The 21,767-nt window shown below is 39.0% G+C and carries 22 protein-coding genes; 2 read left to right on the forward strand and 20 right to left on the reverse strand.

The genetic code is table 11. The features are described 5' to 3' along the window. Positions 1-15: 15 nt before the first annotated feature. From BIV20_RS11390 to BIV20_RS11405, 4 genes are all read right to left on the reverse strand, one after another. Positions 16-855 carry a DegV family protein gene (locus BIV20_RS11390; protein WP_075720848.1) on the reverse strand — a complete coding sequence of 280 codons (840 nt, stop codon included), beginning with the start codon at positions 853-855 and terminating at the stop codon, positions 16-18. Positions 856-1,006: 151 nt separating this feature from the next. Beyond that, the gene (locus tag BIV20_RS11395) at positions 1,007-2,152 is read right to left on the reverse strand and encodes a transglutaminase domain-containing protein (protein ID WP_075720849.1); all 1,146 of its coding nucleotides are present in this window, start codon (positions 2,150-2,152) and stop codon (positions 1,007-1,009) included. 22 nt (positions 2,153-2,174) lie between these two features. After that, entirely contained in the window at positions 2,175-3,470 is a 1,296-nt protein-coding gene (locus tag BIV20_RS11400) for a M18 family aminopeptidase (RefSeq protein ID WP_075720850.1), read from the reverse strand. An 817-nt stretch (positions 3,471-4,287) separates the two neighbouring features. Beyond that, positions 4,288-4,587: a hypothetical protein gene (locus BIV20_RS11405; RefSeq protein WP_075720851.1), complete on the reverse strand. Its 300-nt coding sequence runs from the start codon at positions 4,585-4,587 to the stop codon at positions 4,288-4,290. 287 nt (positions 4,588-4,874) lie between these two features. Between BIV20_RS11405 and BIV20_RS11410 the strand changes: the two genes are divergently transcribed. Beyond that, positions 4,875-5,381, forward strand: coding sequence for a DUF5721 family protein (locus tag BIV20_RS11410; protein ID WP_075720852.1), 507 nt, complete (start codon positions 4,875-4,877; stop codon positions 5,379-5,381). Positions 5,382-5,496: 115 nt separating this feature from the next. Beyond that, positions 5,497-5,697, forward strand: coding sequence for a cold-shock protein (locus BIV20_RS11415; protein ID WP_075720853.1), 201 nt, complete (start codon positions 5,497-5,499; stop codon positions 5,695-5,697). A gap of 136 nt (positions 5,698-5,833) precedes the next feature. Here BIV20_RS11415 and BIV20_RS11420 read toward each other — a convergent pair whose 3' ends face one another. The 16 genes from BIV20_RS11420 to aspS form a co-directional block, all read right to left on the reverse strand. After that, complete coding sequence (locus tag BIV20_RS11420; protein ID WP_075720854.1) at positions 5,834-6,286, reverse strand: signal peptidase II; 453 nt, start codon at positions 6,284-6,286, stop codon at positions 5,834-5,836. A 35-nt stretch (positions 6,287-6,321) separates the two neighbouring features. Continuing rightward, positions 6,322-8,007, reverse strand: coding sequence for a S8 family peptidase (locus tag BIV20_RS11425; protein WP_075720855.1), 1,686 nt, complete (start codon positions 8,005-8,007; stop codon positions 6,322-6,324). 55 nt (positions 8,008-8,062) lie between these two features. Next, a complete protein-coding gene (clpX, locus tag BIV20_RS11430; protein WP_075720856.1) occupies positions 8,063-9,538 on the reverse strand; it encodes an ATP-dependent Clp protease ATP-binding subunit ClpX in 1,476 nt (491 codons plus the stop codon). 124 nt (positions 9,539-9,662) lie between these two features. Beyond that, entirely contained in the window at positions 9,663-10,616 is a 954-nt protein-coding gene (locus BIV20_RS11435) for a hypothetical protein (RefSeq protein ID WP_075720857.1), read from the reverse strand. Then, entirely contained in the window at positions 10,606-12,021 is a 1,416-nt protein-coding gene (locus BIV20_RS11440; protein WP_075720858.1) for a HAMP domain-containing sensor histidine kinase, read from the reverse strand. Before BIV20_RS11440 ends, BIV20_RS11435 begins: the two co-directional genes overlap by 11 nt. A gap of 3 nt (positions 12,022-12,024) precedes the next feature. Then, the gene (locus BIV20_RS11445) at positions 12,025-12,687 is read right to left on the reverse strand and encodes a response regulator transcription factor (protein ID WP_075720859.1); all 663 of its coding nucleotides are present in this window, start codon (positions 12,685-12,687) and stop codon (positions 12,025-12,027) included. A gap of 93 nt (positions 12,688-12,780) precedes the next feature. Then, entirely contained in the window at positions 12,781-13,254 is a 474-nt protein-coding gene (locus tag BIV20_RS11450; protein WP_075720860.1) for a VanZ family protein, read from the reverse strand. 16 nt (positions 13,255-13,270) lie between these two features. Then, the gene (locus BIV20_RS11455; RefSeq protein WP_075720861.1) at positions 13,271-13,768 is read right to left on the reverse strand and encodes a hypothetical protein; all 498 of its coding nucleotides are present in this window, start codon (positions 13,766-13,768) and stop codon (positions 13,271-13,273) included. Next, positions 13,768-14,415: an ATP-binding cassette domain-containing protein gene (locus BIV20_RS11460; protein ID WP_075720862.1), complete on the reverse strand. Its 648-nt coding sequence runs from the start codon at positions 14,413-14,415 to the stop codon at positions 13,768-13,770. Before BIV20_RS11460 ends, BIV20_RS11455 begins: the two co-directional genes overlap by 1 nt. 11 nt (positions 14,416-14,426) lie before the next feature. Beyond that, positions 14,427-14,804, reverse strand: coding sequence for a GntR family transcriptional regulator (locus BIV20_RS11465; protein ID WP_075720863.1), 378 nt, complete (start codon positions 14,802-14,804; stop codon positions 14,427-14,429). Beyond that, entirely contained in the window at positions 14,801-15,562 is a 762-nt protein-coding gene (locus BIV20_RS11470; RefSeq protein ID WP_075720864.1) for a hypothetical protein, read from the reverse strand. Before BIV20_RS11470 ends, BIV20_RS11465 begins: the two co-directional genes overlap by 4 nt. Then, a complete protein-coding gene (locus BIV20_RS11475) occupies positions 15,559-16,407 on the reverse strand; it encodes an ABC transporter ATP-binding protein (protein WP_075720865.1) in 849 nt (282 codons plus the stop codon). Before BIV20_RS11475 ends, BIV20_RS11470 begins: the two co-directional genes overlap by 4 nt. A gap of 109 nt (positions 16,408-16,516) precedes the next feature. Then, complete coding sequence (gatB, locus tag BIV20_RS11480) at positions 16,517-17,947, reverse strand: Asp-tRNA(Asn)/Glu-tRNA(Gln) amidotransferase subunit GatB (protein WP_075720866.1); 1,431 nt, start codon at positions 17,945-17,947, stop codon at positions 16,517-16,519. Positions 17,948-17,962: 15 nt separating this feature from the next. Next, positions 17,963-19,426 (reverse strand): Asp-tRNA(Asn)/Glu-tRNA(Gln) amidotransferase subunit GatA, encoded by a 1,464-nt coding sequence (gene gatA, locus BIV20_RS11485; protein WP_075720867.1) that lies wholly within the window; start codon positions 19,424-19,426, stop codon positions 17,963-17,965. A gap of 16 nt (positions 19,427-19,442) precedes the next feature. Beyond that, complete coding sequence (gene gatC / locus BIV20_RS11490) at positions 19,443-19,739, reverse strand: Asp-tRNA(Asn)/Glu-tRNA(Gln) amidotransferase subunit GatC (RefSeq protein WP_075720868.1); 297 nt, start codon at positions 19,737-19,739, stop codon at positions 19,443-19,445. Between the two features lie 29 nt (positions 19,740-19,768). Beyond that, positions 19,769-21,514, reverse strand: coding sequence for an aspartate--tRNA ligase (gene aspS, locus BIV20_RS11495; RefSeq protein ID WP_075720869.1), 1,746 nt, complete (start codon positions 21,512-21,514; stop codon positions 19,769-19,771). Between the last annotated feature and the right edge of the window lie 253 nt (positions 21,515-21,767).

Consider the following 21,767-nt stretch of genomic DNA (forward strand, 5'->3'; position numbering starts at 1 on the left):
GTTTCCTACTTTTCTCTATACCACCATAATAACTCCGCCATCATTTGCATACATACTGCTGATTCCTGCCGTATCAAGCACTAGCACATCTTTGAACTTCCCAAGACTCTTCACCTTTTCCACTACACTCAGTGCACGTTGCGGACAATTACAATGAGAAATTGCTAATACCTTCTGCTCCGGATTCCTTACTTTGGACATCATGGTAGTAACCATTTTATCCAAAGCTTTTCCCATTCCTCTTGCCTGACTGAGCTGACAAATAGTTCCCTCTGGTGTGGAACCCATAATCGGTTTAATATTAAGAGCACTTGCTACAAATGCCTTTATATTACTTAATCTTCCATTTTTACGAAGTGTTTCCAATGTTTCTAATACAAAGTAAGTATTCTGCTCTGCTATATAAGCATCCACTTTTGCAACTACTTCTTCAAAACTTAAGCCTGCCTCCTCACACTCCTGAATCTTCATTGCAATCAATGTTTCCCCTACAGAAGCTGACTTAGAATCAAATACATGTATTTTCTTTTCACCTTTTTCCTCCAGATACAGTTTTCTTCCAAGTTCTGCACTGTTATAAGAACCACTAAGCTGTGCAGACAAGGTTACTGCATACACATGCTCTGCCTCACAGTCATAAGCCTCCTCATATGCTTCCGGAGAAGGACATGCGGACTTGGGACAATTCGGGCTTTCCTTTACCTTTCTTAAAAACTCCTTCTGATTAAAATTCTCATCATCTACTACATGATAATCATCTACAAAAAGTTCTAAGGATACGGTCTGAAAGTGTCCATCTTCCTTTAACTTTACCGGCAGCTCACCACAACTATCTACCACAATTTTATATTTCATTGTATTCCTCCTGAATATTTCTGCTTTATATAGTATTCTTTCTCATCCAATTTGATATTCAAAATAACATTATAAAATATTCAAATTTCTTTATGTAGTTTTAAATACTACTTAATACTAGCATAAATATTCAGCTTTGAAAAGCCCTTTTTTATTCCAAAAAGCAAAAACTTATTTCCAGCCATTCTTCTTCTGTCATATAATTGATTTCTTCCAAATTCGGGCAATATTCCGCTATATTTCCCGCCTCTATAAAATAGCTTACCGCATGGTCATACAATTGTCGATTTGCAAACCGAAGTGTAACCATTCCTTTTTCTTCATATGCCTTTGAAAAAAATGTCCCTATTACATCCGGTTTCCACTCTTGTATATACTTTCCTTCCTGCCTGTAATAATTATCTTCTACCGCTGTACACTCCGGCAGATTCAACTGGGCATCCGGGACATGGCTACGCATCATTTCCTCTGTAGTCATTGCCATATATTTGTAATCTACAAAATATTTTTCTATCTCATCCTCAATATACCTTCCTCTTCCCCAGGTCACATCCATGTAATAATATTCTCCATTCATCTGAAAAAGATTCCAGGCATGAGCATCTCCCAGCGCCGTTCCTGACACAATAACACAAGGAATTCCCAGTTGTTTCATCAGATACTGTACTGCACAGGCATATCCCTGACATACCGTCTGTCCATTCAAAAATACACTGATGATATTCTGACTGTTTTCTGCTCCTTCTACATATTCTGTATTGGTACTGAGCAAGTCATAAATATACTTTACCTTATCATAATCTGTGTCTGTTATAGAAATGCCACCCAGCCACTGGTCTACTACGCTGTCTATCTGCTGCTGGATTTGCTGACGTTCTTCTTCTGTCATGGTATAACTTGGAGCGAATTCCAATCCTACCGTTTCTTCACCCTGAGTATATTTGGTAAATACATAGCCATTTACCCAAAATAATCCACCGTAGTCTGCACAAACTGCTGCATACGCTTTACGCATCATTTCTGTATCAGTACAGGACAGGGTTATTTTCTCTCGATGATTTAAAATCACAGACAGTATCTCATCATATACCTGCCGTTCCTCCTGCGTAAGTCCTTCATAGGCATAATTTCCATCAGAAATCTTCGATACCTCTACTGCCTCGTCGTTGGCCCCGGTCTGATAGCTTTCCGGCTCTACTTGTCCAGTCTGCTGCTTTGTCATCTCTGTACATGCTACTATCTGACTGCTTAAAATCCCCAAAGTCAAAAAGAGCAACAAACACTTTTTTCCCTTCACTTTATTCTCTCCCTTTCTTCATTTAGATGCTAAAATATTCTCGCACCAATCCTGTTAATGACTCCATATCCTCTTTTCCCATCGTTTCTACTGCAGAATGCATTGCCAAAAGCGGAACTCCAACATCCACCGTAGGTATTGGCAAAATGCTGGATGCAATGGAACCCAATGTGCCTCCGCCCTGCATATCCGAACGATTTACAAACTTCTGATATGCAATTCCAGCCTTGCAACAAATCTGCTCCACAATAGCAATTGCCTCACAATCCGTTGCATATGACTGTGAACATGATTCTTTAATGCAAAGACCTTTGCCAAGTACAGGCTTATTGGTAATATCCATTTTTCCTGTTTTATTCGGATGAAGTCCATGCGCCACATCCACAGACAATAAAAAGGACTCATAAATACTCTCTTTTGTCTGTGCCATAGTCCTCCCAAAGCTATCACAAATTTTTTCTAACACATTCAATAACAACAAGGAACCTGCCCCCTGTTTGGTATGACTTCCAATTTCTTCATGGTCAAACAGTGCAATCACATTAATTCCGCAGCTCTGTCTGCCTTCAATCAAACCTGTAAGCAACGCCTGCACTGAAGTAAGATTATCCAGACGCGGAGACAACATAAATTCCTCCTGCATCCCAAAGGTTACCGGCTCCTGCATACAATATACCCACAATTCGTAGTCTAGGATATCTTCTACCTTTACGCCTTCTTCTTTTGCTAAAAATTCTAAAAATGCATGTTTCTCATTTAACTCTTCTTCCAAAAGTCCCACAATTGGAAGCATATCTGTCTGACGATTCAGTTCGACTCCCTTATTTACCTCTCGATTCATATGAATTGCCAGATTTGGAATCGACATCAATGGCTTTTCCATGTTGATATACCGCATATCCGGATGCATCACATCATCACTTTTTACTGCCATGCGTCCCGATATACTTAAGGGACGATCCAGCCATGTGTTCAGAATAGCTCCTCCGTATACTTCCACATTTACCTGCGCATATCCATTGGTAACTACATCAGGATTAGGCTTAATTCTAAGACATGGAAAGTCTGTATGTGCTGCCGCAATCCGAAAACCATCTTTAAATTCTACCTGCAGAGGCACTGTAAAAGCAAACAATGTGGTATCATGATGCTTCATATAATATTTGCCACCTTCTGTAAGGCCCCAGGTATTAGAAAAATGCAGTTCCTCAAACCCTGCTTCCACAAGTTGCTGTTCTGCTTCCTTTACCACCATAACAGCACTGGTACCTTTTTTTAATAACTGTAATAATTTCTCTGCCATAATTTCCTCCTGCATTACTTCCGTTTCTTATCATTCTTTTCTTACTATACTATAAATGTCTGTTTTTTTCTAGTATTATAGTAGTTTCATACATTAACGTATTGCTATTCGACCTTTGTTTTATAGGTATCCAGATAAAAATACTTATGGGAAGTTAAATCTTTTCTATTTCTGATTTTATTCAGATTTGATAAGAACAAAGCCAGACACACTTTTTAGCATGTCTAAATATTGCATTTGCAGGAATGATATTAATTTCCCTAATTCGAAACTCGGTTTTTCCCTTCATGCAACGGAACCTGAATACAAAAAATTGGATTTTCATATGTTGAACACTTTGTGTTCTTCTTACAGCAGCATAAAAGAATGAATGGGTATGCCAGAAAGATGTTTGAGGACAGAGAAACATGGTATTGAATGTGTATCTGTCCGAGTTCTTTTGGCATACCCTTATCGAACATTCTTGTTGCTGCTGTATAGAAGACTAGAAGTGTGACTCCATATGAAAATCCAATTTTTTGTATCAGGTTCTTTGCAGAAGAAGGAAAAACCTCAGACAACGAACTTAGGAAAATACATTTTCTCCAAATGCAATATAAGACATGCACAAAAGTGCTTTAGGTTTGCCCTTATCAAATCTGAAAGAAAATCAGAATATAAAATATCTGGAACTTCCCATAAGTATTTTTATATTCATATTTATAAACAAAGGCAGAACAGTGACGTTAAGGTATGAACTCTTCATAATATAAAAAAGAAGCCCGACACTTTTCTGTGTTCAGACTCCTTCTTGCATGTTGAATATATTAAGGTAATACTTCACTTTCGATATTTATCCTGCTTTTCTTCCGCAGTTTACATAATTTGATTTTACTCTTTTATTCTGTAACAACTCCAAAATCTTTCTTTTATACTCTTCGTCCTCTGTAATCCTTGCCAGACTAATCAAACGATATCGATCCAGATGATAAGGAATACTTTTATGAATTGCTAAATCTACCAAATATTTTGCTGATTTAAAACTATTTAGATGGGTGTGACCGTCCTTAAACTCCTTTGCGGTATTATGAATAATAAAACCTCCGGAAGCTTTGTAAATATTGTAGTTCTGCTTGCTGCAAATCTGATTCATCTCTCCACATCCTGTCCTATATTATAGTAATATTATCTGATACCATATGAAGTTGTCTTAATACCATATATAGCAATTGTATTCTCCGGAACCTCTATATATGCTATCTATACTTCAAATGTACACATTCTTTCTTTTATTGTCAAGTGTTTTCGGAAAATTTTACATTCTATTCTATTTTTTTACTTATTTTGTGTTATTTTACAAAGAAATCTTTCATTATATTTGCATAGATTTTTAAGAATTGTCATGGTATAGTAAATATAAACACGAAAAGGAGACGTTTTATGATTGTACTGAAAATCAGCAATGTAAAAGAATTTATGAATATACTTCTGCTTTCTGAGACTTTTGATCATTTCCTACTCTCAGAAGCTTCTATTACTACCTTTGCCACTATGATTTTAGATGGTAAAGCATGTGCAGACTTTTTCAGTCCGGAAGATGACGGTTATGCTTTAGTAGCTAATGAAGCATACGTACCCTTCTCCCTTTTACGTTCTTCCTGTCTGGATTTTATTAAGGGAAAACGTACCCCCGTTTCTTTTAAATTTGTTTTTTTATTATCTAAAGAAAATCAGAAGAAAACGCTTGCTTCCCTTCACAGTTCCTTCGCGCCGGAGGATATCTCCGGAATGTATCTGAACTTAAGATATCAGGCAGGCGAAATCATATGCACTACAGGCATCTCTTATCGCAATTTTTCCATGGATAAATCTTTAGACCAAGCATGGGATGACATGATTATGCGTTTTTTCAGGAATCATAAAATTTTATTTGAATCTTTGACATAATTTTATAAAAATTTTACAATATTTCTCACAATATTCCTTTACTTTTACACTGCAATGTGCTATCCTAATGCTATGTTGCAAGGCAGCATATATTATTTTTTTGGAGGTACTTGACATGCAGGGTACAGTAAAATGGTTTAACAACCAAAAAGGATATGGTTTCATTTCTGATGAAGCTGGAAACGACGTATTTGTTCATTATTCCGGATTGAACATGGAGGGTTTCAAATCCTTAGAAGAAGGCGCTACTGTTGATTTCGAAGTTACCGAAGGTTCTAAAGGACCTCAGGCAGTAAACGTAACTGTAGTACGCTAATTAATCAGGGTTTTCGCAATGTACCTTTGTCTCTAATATAGAAATTTCGGTTTTTTATTAAGATATAAGATATTGATGAAACGCAAGTGATTAGAAAAAAGAGGATGTATATGCATCCTCTTTTTTTGCTGTCTCACTATTTTCTACTTCCAAATATTACAATCAAAATACTTCCCAGAAAAATAAACATATCTGATATATTAAAAACAATTCGATTTAACCGTTCCCAAGGTGTCCGAAAACTGAAATAATCTACCACATGCCCTTTGGTAATTCTATCATACAGATTACTGGCTCCACCGCCTAAGATTAGGCTGATTCCCAGAAGAATTCCTGGATTTTTCTTCTCTCGTAAAAGCAGGTACCAGACAATTCCCAGAATCAATATTATCGCACCACAAATAATTCTTAAAAGCTTTGGACTCTTTTCCATGAGATTCAATGCAGCCCCTCGATTGTAATACTTTCGGATAACAATCTTCCCTTTACAGATTTCTTTTCGTTCTTCCTTGGTTATATGCCTCTCTACCTGTTTTTTTAGAAAAAAATCTCCGGCAAACAATACTGCTACAATGCTTGCGTACACCATCCTTTTTTCCTCCTGTATTTCAACCTTACCTTCCACTACCTAACGCGAAAATTCTCGAATGCCTGATACAAATCAAGTCTTCCATACCCCCACTCTCGATTGGGATATGTTCTTCCCGGGTCCTGCTTTGTTCCCCGTATGAAAATATTTTTAATATCAATGTTACTAATAAGGGTGTAGTTTCCACGAACTACTGCCCATTCCAACATCAATGCCACCGCCCCACTGGTAACTGCCGCTGCAACGCTTGTTCCACTTCGGGTAGTAAATTGATTTCTCTTTCCGGCACCATATACATTAACCCCCGGAGCTGCAAAGTCCGGTTTTACCATTCCTGTCACTGTATATCCTCTGCTTGCATCAATAAAAATACTATTATCCCTTACATCATAAGCAGTCACTGTTATGGCACTATATGCATTTCCCGGTGTAGTAATCGTGGTATCCGGATTGGAACGAATAAAATAAACCTCTCCTGTAAGCATTTCTTCCATTGGCAGCCACATATGATATCGTTCCGCATAGACCGACTGCCTATAAACTCGAATATTCCATATTCCTTGTACCGGCCTTGCAAAACGCATAAAAATCAGCTGATCGCCACCGGAAAGTGTTGTAATCCGATAATCTATGGAAACTGTAGTATTTTCAAGTAAAAAGGTGTACTCTTTCCCTCCGGACAAAATAAATTCCTTGGGAATTCGTTCTCCGGTAGGTGACACAATTTCCACTACAAATAGTTGCGGAGCACTTGCCCACATTTCTAAAATGAAACCAGACACTCCTTCTCCCACACTAATTTCTACATTTTGGTATTCTTGCCCTTCTGAAAGTTCTCCTGCAAAATGATGTCTCTGGTTTCCTTCATTTCCCGCAGCAACCACCACACCTCTCCTTCTTCTTAATGCAGTTGCCTCTAATACGGCCCTCAGCGGATTGTTCCCACTGCCGCGACTTCCTGTATTCGTTCCAACAGAAATACACACAACAAGAGGCATATTCAAATCACTTGCCAACTTCTCCAGATAGGATACCCCTGCCATAATATCATTTTCCTGATAAACCGTTGCATCCTCCGGGATAAAATAAAATTCCCGCAAATTTTCTTTTGCTTCTTTCAATTTTACCATAGCAATCTGTGCATAAGGTGCCGCCCCTGAAAAATCTTCCTGTGGCATTTCACTTCCAGCTGCCACACTGGCAAGAAAAGTTCCATGACCATTAACGTCATTAGAAGGAACTATGTTCTCCGGTCTCTGACTTGCTAATGCTTCATCTATTACTTCCTTCCGGTATTCACTTCCATATAAAAATCCCTCGGGAGGCGTTCCACTTCTCTCTGTCTGATCCCAGATTGCTGCAATTCTACTGCTTCCATCCGGATTTTGGAATACCGGATTACGGTAATCAATTCCGGTATCCACAAATCCAATCAAAACGCCCTGCCCCTTTAAACCTAACGTGGGATAATTATGAAGCCGCAATATTCCACTTGCCTCCAATGCACTTTCATCCATCAGGGCAAAACACTGTGGAATAGCTGAATAGGAATAATTTGCAATGCTTAAGGGAAGTAACCCTTCTCTTGAAGCATAAATAACATCATATACATTGTTGATGTTCTGCATACAATATCCCGAAATTTCTCCAATGATTCCGCTAAATCTTTCTGTTATAAAATCATAATAATCATTGGAATATACTGCCTCTTCACAGTCCATATGTTTCTATCTTTCTTTTTTACTAACATATGATGTATTCCGGTTTTGGTGTCTTTTATACTCCTGCTGTACTTGCTGTACTATTATCTTCCAACTCCGGGCAACCTCTCATAGCAATTACCGGACCTCCCTTATTCTCTATGTAGTCCTCAGTAATTGTAACCGTCCCTATATTATCATCCTTCGGAATTTCATACATAATATCCAGCATGAACTCCTCAATAATAGCACGCAAAGCTCTTGCTCCCACGTCCTTTTTCTTTGCCTTTCTTGCAATAGCACGTAATGCCTCCGGTTCAAACTCCAGCTTCACCTCATCCATTGCCAACAGTTTTTTGTACTGCTTGATAATGGCATTCTTCGGCTCTTCTAAAATTCTTACCAACATATCTTCTGATAACGCATCCAATGCAAAGATAATCGGAAGACGTCCTAAAAATTCCGGAATCATACCATACTTACGAATATCCTCTACTGCAACCTGATGAAGCAGATTCTCTTCTTTATCGTATTTATCCTTTAAATCAGCCTGGAATCCCATAGACGAATGCTTATTTAAACGCTCTTTAATAATCCCTTCTAAATCCGGGAACGCTCCACCACAAATAAAGAGAATATCCTTGGTATTCACTGTCACCATAGGTACCATAGCGTTCTTGCTGTTAGCGCCCACCGGAACTTCAATTTCTGCTCCCTCTAAGAGCTTTAACATCCCCTGCTGCACACTTTCCCCACTGACATCTCTCTGATTGGTATTTTTCTTTTTGGCAATCTTATCAATCTCATCAATGAATATAATTCCATGCTCTGCCCGTTCTACGTCATTATCTGCTGCTGCCAAGAGCTTAGATACTACACTTTCAATATCATCACCGATATATCCGGCCTCTGTAAGAGAGGTTGCATCTGCAATGGCAAGAGGCACATCCAAAAGCTTTGCCAAAGTCTTTACCATGTAAGTCTTACCGCTTCCGGTAGGTCCTACCATCAGCATATTAGACTTCTCAATCTCAATTCCATCCAGATTGTCACAAGCAATTCTCTTATAGTGATTGTATACGGCAACAGACATTACTTTTTTGGCTTTTTCCTGTCCTACCACATATTCATCTAAACTTGCCTTAATCTTGTGTGGTGCCGGAATAGACTTAATATCCAATACCGGCGCTGCTTTCTTATCTTCCTTTGGCTTCTTTTTCTTTAACTTCTGACTCTTTGGCACCATATTCATATTCTGTAAATCAGAAAGATTTACCAGACTGATATTAGGCATGCCATTCATATTTCCGAAATCTCCCATAGGAAATCCTGTATGATTCATACTGTCAAAGGTCTTCTGCATGCAGTCAGAACAAATACAAATATTACTTGGTATTTTTATCATCTTCCCTGCTTTACTCTCAGGTCTTCGACAAATATAGCAAATATCCTCATAATCGTTATCGTCATCTTTTTGTACCTCTGCTTCTTGCTCCGAAACCGAAGTATCTAACTCTGTATCATCAAACTTTTCTTTATCGTCCATTTTCATTCTCCTCTTTTCTTCTGATTCTTATATACAGAATCTGTTTTTATTATAATTCAAGGAGAATTATTGTACAACCGCTTTTTCAAAGGCTTTCGAAAAATTTTAGATTCTATTCATATTTTGTTTATCATTGCATAAAAATATTGTAACCACAAAACTCTTGGTTGACCGGATCATAATATACTCCCCCATAACAATACTCTTTTTGCATAAGCAACAGAATCACATCATTTAGTTCAATAATCTGATAAGAACACTCTTCTTCCTGTGTGTACGCCTCATTTTCTTTCTCCCCCCACTGGAACGAAACTTTCTCATCTGTACTGGAAGACACCTCTAGTACCTTCTGCATTTTCGCAAACGCACTGGCATAGCAATCTTCGTAAAAAGAATTATCTCCATCTGCCATCTCCATTATTTCATCTGTTTCTTCCGTGTCATAAAAACCATCCAAATAGTAATATTCCATATCGTAAACGCACATATTAATCTCATCTTGATACAAATCAAGTATCTTTCTAAGTTTCTCTTTTCCTTCTTCCCAGGCTTCCGTATTTCTTATTCCATCTCCATGATACTTCATGCAACTAAAACTCCATAACATATACTCTGAAAATGCTATCTTTACCTGATATTGTTCGCCTCTCAACTCCAGAATATCCTGATAGAAAAAAATCGGACCATACTCTGTATTAGAAATGGAAACGTTATCCATAATTCCACTTCCTTTTTTTTCATAAAACATTTCTATTGTATCCAGGTCCACACCACAATGTAGTGCCTCCATACAATAAAGCTTCTCTTCTATTCCACTCAGGTTCTCCGGTTCATCCACAAAATTCTCTACATAATTTGACATTTCATTGCGGCCATAATAATTCCATGGAAACAGCTGAATATCATCTTCTATTTTTCCATAAAAAATATTTGAACTGGTGTTTTCAAAGGTAACCTTCTGTGGTTTTTCCTCATTGCAGAGCAGCATTTTTCCACTCTTTACAATTCCTATGTAGCCTACGCTAAGAATCAATATGGCACATAATAACGTTACAAAAAAAGAGCTTGCCTTTTTATTTTTCATCTGACTGCCCTCCCTTCATTTTGACAATCACGCGGGTACCCTGATGAATTTCACTTTCAAACTTCATGGTTCCCTGATGACTTTCTACAATTTCCGCGCACAGTGCAAGTCCAAGTCCTGCACCGCCCTTTTTTCTGCTTCGCGCCTTATCCACCATATAAAATGCTTGTGTTATCTTCTCTAATTCCTCTGTTGGAATTCCAATTCCTTCATCCTCCACAATAATTACAAATTCTTCTCCAATGAAATACCCGTCTACTCGGATTCTTCCACCTTCATTCGAAGCTTTGATAGAATTATCCACAAGATTATAGATAAGAGACTTGAATAATTCCCGATCAATTATCAGTTCTCCTGGTTCCGATTCACAGCTTAATATCATGTTCTGTTTTTCTGCAACTACTTTCAGAGAGGCCCCTATTTCGTCGAACAAGGCCTGCATCTCTTCCTTCTCCCACTCTACATTTGCCTCTCCTACTGTAATAAGCTCCATTAGCTTTCCGGAAAGAGTCCGCATTCTGGATGCCTCTTCCTTAATAATACCGGCATATTCAATCCTTCCCTCTTCGGAAATATCTTTTTTTATCTGAAGCAAGTCTGCAAACCCTAAAATAGAAGTAAGCGGTGTCTTCATTTCATGGGCCAGGTTATCAATAAATTGCTTACGATTTTCTGCTACATCCTCTAATGCCTTTACATTCTTCTCCACAGCCTCTGCCATAGAATTCATATTATGTGCCAGTTCCGATAATTCATCACTGCCCGCTTCCGGAATGCGCTTTTCATATTCTCCCTGAGCAATCGCCTTAGTTCCCGCATTCATTTTCTGCAACGGCAACAACAACAGCTTTACTACAATCAAGAGAATTACCGCTATTCCTATTGCACATCCCATACTGATAATCCGAATTCGCTGAAGCATATCCTCATGAATCTCAATTACATCAGAAATGTCCTGTACTGTAACAAAATAATAATCAACACTCTCAATTCGTTCCTGAGATGCCGTATACATTTTTTTCCCTTTTCCCTGCATACAGGTAACGGTTTCTTTTTCTACCAATGCAAGCAGTTCCTCCGGGATTTCTTCTTTTTTATTTGCACATATTTGCTCACGATTTCCATCTAAAAAAATCGTACTACTGCCGGCATCTTCCTCCATGATTTCCTTCATGAGCCTTTCCACTTTTGCTTCATCCAGCACCACGGAATTTTCCTTTAACCGCTCTGTAATTACCATACTTTTAAAGTTGGAAATAAAAAATTCATGTTCACTATACGCACTCTGTTTTCTCTGGTTCATCGCCAATGAATAGCTGTTTTCCAATAATAAAATACTGGTCACACCTACTGCCAGCATCACCAGTATTAACGTATAGAGAAAAATCTTTTGCCAAAGTTTCATCTCCTACTCCTTTATACTTTCCAAACGATATCCAAGCTTTGGAATCGTTATCAGTTTATCCTTTAGATTCAGTTTCTTTCTCAACTGCTGAATATGAATGTCGATGGTTCTCGTCTCTCCTTCGTATTCATATCCCCATACTGCTGTCAACAGTCGTTCTCTGGAAATTGCCACATCTCTGTGCTGAATAAAAAATACTAACACCTCAAATTCTTTCGGTGTAAGATACACTTCTTCTCCACTGCACTTACAAGTATGTTCCTCTACATTTACAGAAATGTTTCCATAATTATAGGTATTCTCGGTTTTTTTCACTCTCCGTAATATAACCTCAATTCGCGCCAACAGTTCCATTGCCTCGAAAGGCTTTACAATATAGTCCTCAGCACCAAGTCGAAGCCCTCTCACCTTATCTGTCAATTCCTGTTTTGCCGTAATAAAAATAACCGGTGTTTCCGTGTTCGTCCGATTACGCATAATCTCAAAACCGCTCATATCCGGTAGCATTACATCTAAGAGTACCAGATCGTAACTTTGGTTCTCCATTTTTTCAAATGCTTCCTTCCCATTATTACACACCGTTCCCTGATATCCGCCAATGGCAACTGTAGCCTCTATCAACTTTGCTATATTTGGATCGTCTTCCACGATTAATATCTGTATCATTTTTGCCCCGCCTTTTTTATTGTCTATTCTGTGAAAATTATATCAAAGTTTTCTTATGAAATATGCAAAAAGTTGTAAGAGAAATGTAAAAACTTACCTGGTTTCCTTCCTCTTTAAACACTTTGCATATACTAACATAAATAGTAGTATTCCAATCAGACTTCCTATGGAATCAATACAAACATCCAGAAATCTTCCTTCCCTGCCCGGCACAAATAGCTGATGTATCTCATCTGTTGCTGCATACAAAATGCAAAATCCCCAACTCCACCACCAGAATTTTTTGGGCTTTCCCCGATAACAGCATATATGCAATAACGTAAAAATTGCCAATATGGCATATTCCGTCATATGTGCTCCTTTTCTTATTACTAGTTGCATCTGCTCTGCCTGTTGTGACAACTCTTCTGTTGTTTTGTCCAGATGAAAACAATTGCTTATACTCTCTGCAATGCGATATCCTACTGACTGACTTATGTCCGAAGATTTTCCACCCGTCTGGGCAGAAAAATAAAATATCACTGCCATCCAAAAAATTAAAACAAAAAATGTTATTCCTTTTTTCATTGTTATTCGCTCTTTTCTATGTTCTTATTAAAATTTGAATCATCCCCACAACCACTGGTAATACCCCCGCTACCAAAACTGCATATAATAGATTCTGCCATACAAACTGTGGGCAGACAATCAATGTCATCCCTACCTGCTGCACTACTGCAAATCCCATACTTATTCCAATATAACGAAACAACTTTTGCATCAAGCCCTTTCTTATTTGTCTTTTTTCCACCGGAACATAACTAAGTTTTTTATAGATACTGATGCCTTCTCCTTCTTCCCGCTGTACCACATAAGGAGATATTTCACAAAACACAGCTACCGATGAAAGTACCCCCATCATGAGTGGAAAAAACATTGATTCCTTATTTTTTTCAATCACAATATCTATCGGAAAAAACATTCCCATCTCCATAATACCTGCAAATATACAGGTAAGTATCCGATACCCCAAATGCCCAAATCCATTTGTTCCCTTTCCATAATCCGCAAAATGTTCTTCAAACTTTTTTATGCTTTCCATTAAACTTCCCCACTTTCTTTAAAAGATAACAACTTGCCCTTTTCCATAATCCCTATGTAATCCATTCTCTTTTCCATCTCTTCACTACTATGGGTTGTCATCAAAATGGATGCTTCCTCCGTCTGTATCAGTTCTGATAGAATCTGGAAAAACTCTCTTCGAAACATAGGGTCCATACCTGCAGTTGCCTCATCTAAAATATAGAGTGCCGGTTTGTGTGCCATGGCAAACGCCATTTGAAACTTGATAAATTCTCCTCTGGAAAGTGTTCGCAGAATCTTATACCGGGATATCTGCATCCGTTCCGCAGCCTCTTGAAATCTTTCAATCGACCAATTTGTATAAAAGCTACCATAAAGTGTTGCATTATCCCAGACATTATCATTCATAAGAAAATAATTTTCATCTGACACAAATCCTATCCTGTCTAAGGTTTTATTATGATCCTTGTGAATGTCTTCGTCCAACAGGCGAATAGTTCCATGATACTTCTTCTTTTTATCTAAAATATGATGTAACAATGTTGTCTTTCCTGCTCCGTTTTTCCCTGCCAGCCCCATAATGTATCCCGGTTCCAGTGAAAAACTGATATCCTCTACATGAAAATGACGGTTCGTTCCTGTTACATGTTCCAACTCCAATATCATCCTTCTCCCCCCTACTCTACTTCCTCGCACAAGGTCTGTGCCATTTGTGCAATTTCTTCTTTGGTCAATCCTGCTCTTCTGGCATCTGCTATTACTTCTGAAAATCTTTTTTCTAACAGCACCAACTGTTTTTCCCGCAAATAATCCGTATTAAATTCACATACATAGAAGCCCTTACCTGCTACGGAACGTATGAGTCCTTCCTTTTCCAGTTCTTCATAGGCGCGCTTGGTGGTGATAACACTGACCTGAAGTTCCGATGCCAGTGCACGAATGGAGGGAAGCGCTTCTCCTGCCACCAGCTCTTTACTGGAAATTGCCTGCTTCAACTGATTTACAATCTGCTCATAGATTGCCATGGTTCCCTGAGATTGTATGATAATTTTCATGCTGTCACCTTCCTTGCTTCCTCTGTTTCGTAGACTGTTTCATAATTCATCAGCACGGCAAGTGTTCCTTTAAAAAACGTCAACAACTTTAAAGTTAAAAACAAATTTATGACAGTTGAAATCATATAAAACACAAGTGCAGCCCATGGTATGTTTTTCTCGCTGGTCATCTCCTGCCCTACAAACATTACAATAAAATAGAAAACTGCATAAATCTGCTGTCCAATCAGCCAACCCGTATAACCGGAACATCTTTTTTTCAAAGCCCTGTCCTTTGTATCAGAAGGCTGAAAGGCTCTGTCTCCGCCTGCCATATTTATACTTATGGACAACATGGCAATAGAAAAAACAGCCATAAAAGCCGAATACCAAGTTACATATCCCAATGCATAGGGTACTGCCTCTAGAATGCAACTTAACAATATGGAAAGCAAAACCTTTGTTACATAAGAAGTCAACAGATACTTCCTACGTTCTTCTGCTTCCATGGGACACAGGTACATAATTTTAGGCAAACGCATGGGACAAATCGTCCCCAACAGCATACTAAAAACAAACGCTATGGCAAATGCAAAATAAAGAACTGCTGTTTTTATATTCTCAAATGCATCCCATATTAATGGCATAATACATAAAAAATATATCACCCAAAAAAAAGTTATCGAACCATTGTCCTTATTGGATTTGAACCACTTATAATTCCTTATCTGCGTCAGCATATCACGACACACCACGACACACATATTCTTTTTTCTCATATTCTGCCTCCCTTGGTCATAAAATACATCATTTCTTCTATTGTAGCATCCTCTACTACAAGCGTAGCATCAAAAGGATGAAGGCGACTGTTCACAACCAGTGCTTTTGCTCCATATTCGCCCTCTTCCATGTAAATAATGCGTTCCTTTGGCAAAAGTTTTATCTTGTAGCTCTCTCCTCGTATCATTTTGTAGCGACTATGCAATGTTTCAATATTTTCAGAAAAAAGCAATTCTCCTTTCTGTAGAAAGGTAACATAATCTACCACTCGTTCCAACCCTTCTGTCTGGTGTGTGGATAACAATACACTGTGTTCTCCGTCCGATACAAAATCGGTTAACATCCGATAAAAAATCTTCGCAAAATCCGGATCAAAATTTCCTGCGGGCTCATCCATAATCAAATACTTTGGTTTATGTGCTAATGCAAATGCTAATTGAAGTTTCAACTTTTCTCCCTTGGAAAGTACCTTGTACTTCCTAGAACTACCCAATTCAAATTCTTCCATATACTTTCGACAAAGTTCCTTATCATATCTGCTATAGTAATGCCCATAATAATCTACATTTTCCTCGGCACTTAAGCCCGGATCAAATAACTCCTCCTGAAGTACATAACCAATATCCTCACGGATGCCATGTTCTTCGCTTCCATATTCTCTTCCATCAACACGGATACTTCCACTATCCGGTGTAAAAATCCCAAGCAACATTTTAATCAACGTAGTCTTACCAGAGCCGTTTGCTCCTACCAGTCCCATAATGTATCCATCCGGAAGCTGAATACTGATATTCTTCATGGAAAAGTTTCCTTTTCTCTTACTGACATCTACTATCTCTAGCATAAAAATCCTCCTGACCTGATTTTTTCTGTAAACTGCGCAAGGCGTGTATATACTGTATATGTTTATATATACAGTATATACACGCCTTTGTCAATAGGCTTTTGCAAATTTACAATAATTCTTTCAAAATTTGATTTACCATTCCAGGATTTGCTTTTCCCTTCATAGCCTTCATTGTCTGACCTACTAAGAATCCGATTGCTTTTTCCTTACCATTGCGGTAGTCTTCTACAGACTGTGGATTATCCTTGATAATCTGTTCAATAGTCTCTCTTAAAGCACCTTCGTCATTAACGGTCTTTAATCCTTTTTCCTCTACATATTTATCCGGGTCAATGTCCTCAGTAAATACTTTTTCAAAAACTTCCTTAGCTACAGAACCATTAATAGTTCCTGCTTCTGTCAGTTCGATGATTTTTGCCAGATTGATTGGAGAGAACTTGATGTCTTCTGCATCCATATCATGCTCTTTTAAAAGACGCATGGTCTCTCCCATAAGCCAGTTAGACACTTTCTTTGGCTTTTTACATAATTCAGTGGTAGCCTCAAACAAATCTGCCAACTTCTTGGTTGAAGTTAAAATCTTTGCATCGTATTCCGGTAAACCGAATTCTGCTTCGTAACGCGCCAATTTTTCGTCCTGAAGCTCCGGCTGATTGTCCTTTACCTGCTGTAACCATTCATCGCTGATTACAATTGGTACTAAGTCCGGTTCCGGGAAATAACGATAATCCTGTGCATCCTCTTTCGAACGCATTGCATAGGAATATCCCTGGTCATCATTCCAACGTCTGGTCTCCTGTACCACTTTTTCCCCAGACTCGATTAAATCAATCTGACGTGCAGTTTCCGCTTCAATAGCTCTTGCAATGGCTTTTAAAGAACCAATATTCTTCATTTCAGTACGGGTTCCAAATTCCTTGGCACCTACTTCACGAACAGACAAGTTTACATCTGCACGCATAGAGCCTTCCTGCATCTTACAGTCAGAAGCACCAAGGTATTGAATAATCATTCTCAGTTTTTCCAGATAAGCGATAACTTCCTCTGCGGAACGCATATCCGGCTCGGAAACAATTTCTATCAATGGTACACCGGAACGGTTATAGTCTACTAAGGATACCTCATCCCAATCATCATGCACCAATTTTCCTGCATCCTCTTCCATATGAATCTCATGAATACCGATGGTCTTTTTTCCTGCTTCTGTCTCAATCTCAATACCACCATCATGGCAAATCGGAAGATACAACTGGGAAATCTGATAGTTCTGAGGATTATCAGGATAAAAATAATTCTTTCTGTCAAACTTGCTGTACTGGTTAATCTGACAGTTGGTTGCAACACCTACTGCCATGGCATATTCTACCACCTGCTTATTTAACACCGGAAGAGACCCCGGCATACCGGTACATACCGGACAGGTATGGGTATTTGGTGCACTTCCGAAAGCTGTGGAACAGGAGCAGAAGATTTTTGTTTTTGTTGCTAATTCTACATGGACTTCCAGTCCAATGACGGTTTCGTATTCTTTACTCATAATCTTCTCTCCTTTCTAGTCCTGTGCCACCGGACTGTGTTGATATGTTCTGGTCTGTTCATAAGCGTAAGCTGCACGAATAATATTTTTCTCTTTAAAGCAGTCACCAATCATCTGAAGTCCGATTGGCAATCCCTTGGAATCCAGTCCGCATGGTAAGCTAATTCCCGGAAGTCCTGCTAAATTTACAGAAACAGTGTACACGTCTCCCAAATACATCTTCAACGGATCACTTAAGGATTCTCCCAATTTTGGGGCAGTGGTTGGTGCTGCCGGTCCTAAGATAACGTCATATTTTTCAAATGCCTTATCAAATGCCTGCTTAATCAATGCTTTCGTACGCAGTGCTTTCAGATAATATGCATCATAGTATCCGGAACTTAATACAAAGGATCCTAACATAATACGACGTTTCACCTCCGGTCCAAAGCCTTCGGAACGGGATTTCTTATACATATTGTGAAGTCCTTCGTACTCCTTGGTACGATAGCCGTATTTTACACCATCAAAACGTGCTAAGTTAGAACTTGCTTCTGCTGCTGCAATAACATAATAAGCCGGAATCGCATATTCCACCAGACTTAAGTCGAACTCTTCTACAACAGCACCTTTTTCTTCTAAGGTCTTTGCTGCTGCAAGAATAGCTTCCTTTACCTCCGGGTCTAATCCTTCGCCCAGATAATCTCTTGGAATACCGATTTTCATACCTTTTACATCATCTACTAATGCAGAAGTAAAATCAGTATCTTCTCGCTGTACAGAAGTGGAATCTTTTTTGTCATAAGAAGTAATTGCTTCTAAAATGGTTGCGCAGTCAGTTACATCTTTTGCCACCGGTCCAATCTGGTCTAAAGAAGAACCGTAAGCAATCAGTCCATAACGTGAAACGGTTCCGTAAGTAGGCTTAATTCCTGTCACACCACAGAAAGAACTAGGCTGACGAATCGATCCGCCTGTATCAGAGCCTAATGCATAAAAGCACTCCTCTGCGGCTACTGCTGCACAGCTTCCACCGGATGAACCACCCGGAACGTGTTCTGTATTCCATGGGTTCTTGGTTACGCCATAGGCAGAAGTCTCTGTAGTACTTCCCATAGCAAATTCGTCCATATTAGTTTTTCCAATAATAACTGCTCCTGCCTTTTCCAGATTGATAACTGCCTCTGCGGTATAGGTTGGAACAAAGTTTTCCAATATCTTAGAACTACAGGTCGTAAGCATTCCCTTGGTACAAAGATTGTCTTTGATTGCCACCGGAACACCTGCTAATGGTCCTGTCAAAGTTCCATCATCAATTAATTTCTGTACTTCCTTGGCGCGCTTCATAGCACCTTCTTCATCTATTGTCACAAAGCTGTGAACCTTTTCTTCTTTCGCCTTAATGGCATCCAGTGCGGCTTTGGTGGCTTCCTCTACCGTCACTTCACCGGCTTTGATTTTCTTTCCCAGTTCTACAGCCGTTAATTCTAAAAGTTTCATATTCTGCCACCTCTCTTTACTGGTCTACGGTCTTAGGTACCACAAACGCCCGGTCTCTGCGCTCCGGAGCATTCGCAAGGGTATCCTCACCGCCGTCGCCATTTTCTACTACGTCTTCCCGGAATACATTTTTTACCGGGAAAACATGAGACATTGGTTCTACATTTGAAGTATCTAATTCGTTTAATTTATCAATATAATCAAGCATACTTTCCATGTCTTTTTTTGCTGCTTCCTTTTCTTCCTCAGACAGCTCTAACTTGGCAAGGATGCCTACATATTCCATGGTTTCGTCTGAAATTATATTTGCCATCTTTCTTCCTCCTTTTATAAGGATAATTCTTAATCTCTTACTTTAATATGCACTTCACGAAGCTGCTGCTCAGTTACTTCATTTGGTGCCCCACACATCAAATCCTGTGCATTTCCGTTCATTGGGAATGCAATGACTTCACGTATATTTTCTTCACCTCGCAGAAGCATAATCATACGGTCTACACCCGGTGCCATTCCTGCATGTGGCGGTGCTCCGAACTGGAATGCATTGTATAATGCTCCAAACTTGTTCTTCAGCACTTCCTTATCATAACCTGCAATCTCAAATGCTTTTTCCATAATCTGCATATCGTGGTTACGAACTGCACCTGAGGATAATTCGATACCATTACATACAATATCGTACTGGTAAGCTAAAATATCCAATGGGTCTTTATTTTCTAATGCTTCCAATCCGCCCTGTGGCATGGAGAATGGGTTATGGGTAAATCCAATCTTCTTTGTTTCCGGGTCACGCTCAAACATTGGGAAGTCATTTACATAGCAGAAACGGAATGCATTTTTCTCAATTAAATCTAACTTTTCTCCTAACTCGGTACGAATCATACCTGCATAGTATGCGGCACGTTCTTCCTTGTCAGCCATGAAGAAAATAGTATCTCCTACTTCTAATCCGGCAAGGCTGCGGAACTCTTCCTTTAATTCTGCCGGAATAAACTTATCGATTGGTCCTTTGTAGCTTCCATCTTCTAATACTTCCAGATAACCAAGACCACCCATACCGATTCCGGTAGCGAATTTCAACAATTTCTCATGGAATCCCTTGGACATATCTGCATGTACTTTAATAGCTCTTACTGTTTTTCCGATAAATGGCTTAAAGGTACATTTCTGGAAGAAATCTGTTACATCGATGATACGAAGTGGATTTCTTAAATCCGGCTTATCTGTACCAAATTCCAACATCGCCTGCTTGTAGCTAATGATTGGATAAGGAGCCTGTGTTACAATGCTTCCTTCCGGTGCGAATTTTTCAAAGGTTGCAGATAATACTTCTTCTCCTACTGCAAATACATCTTCCTGTGTAGCAAAGCTCATTTCAAAGTCTAACTGATAGAACTCTCCCGGAGAACGGTCTGCTCTTGCATCTTCATCACGGAAACATGGCGCAATCTGGAAATACTTATCAAAACCAGATACCATCAACAACTGCTTATACTGCTGTGGTGCCTGTGGCAATGCATAAAACTTACCTTTATATTTTCTGGACGGCACAATATAGTCTCTTGCACCTTCCGGAGAGGATGCACAAAGGATTGGTGTCTGAACCTCTAAAAATCCCATCTCTGTCATTTTTTCTCTTAAATAGGAAATCACCTTGGAACGGAAAATAATATTATCCTTAACCTTTTGATTTCTAAGGTCTAAGTAACGATATTTTAAACGAACATCTTCTCTTACTTCCTTACTTGTCATGATTTCAAAAGGAAGTGTGGTGTATACCTCTCCTAAGACCTGAATATCCTTTGCATCTAATTCAATAGTTCCGGTAGGAATCTTAGGATTGTATGTTTCTTCATCTCTCTTTTCAATAATTCCTTCAATAGAAAGTGCCTGCTCTTTGCGGATACCCTCTAATAACTTACTATCACGGATAACAATCTGCATCACAGCATACATATCTCTTAAATCAATAAAAGATACTCCACCATGGTCACGGATGTTCTCTACCCATCCTGCTACTCGGATTGTCTTTCCAATATCATTTTCGCTTACCTGATTCAATGTTACATCTCTGTAAATGTTGCTCATGTTCTTCTACTCCTTTTCTTCATTCCGGAGCATATAAAGAACCCCGGAATACTGATTTGTATTCCGGGGCGAATAATTCATATATTATCCGCGGTACCACCCGCATTGAAAAATGACTGACGTCATCTTCCCTCTCTATGTGCGTAACGTGCACTGACGTACTGACCTACTTAAGTTCAACCAGTCTGCTCCAGAGTGTTCCCTTTGCTTTCTCTTCCAAGCGGCGCTCTCAGTCGGTGACGCCCCATTCCTG

The organism is Roseburia sp. 499, from assembly GCF_001940225.2.
Classification (GTDB): domain Bacteria; phylum Bacillota; class Clostridia; order Lachnospirales; family Lachnospiraceae; genus Petralouisia.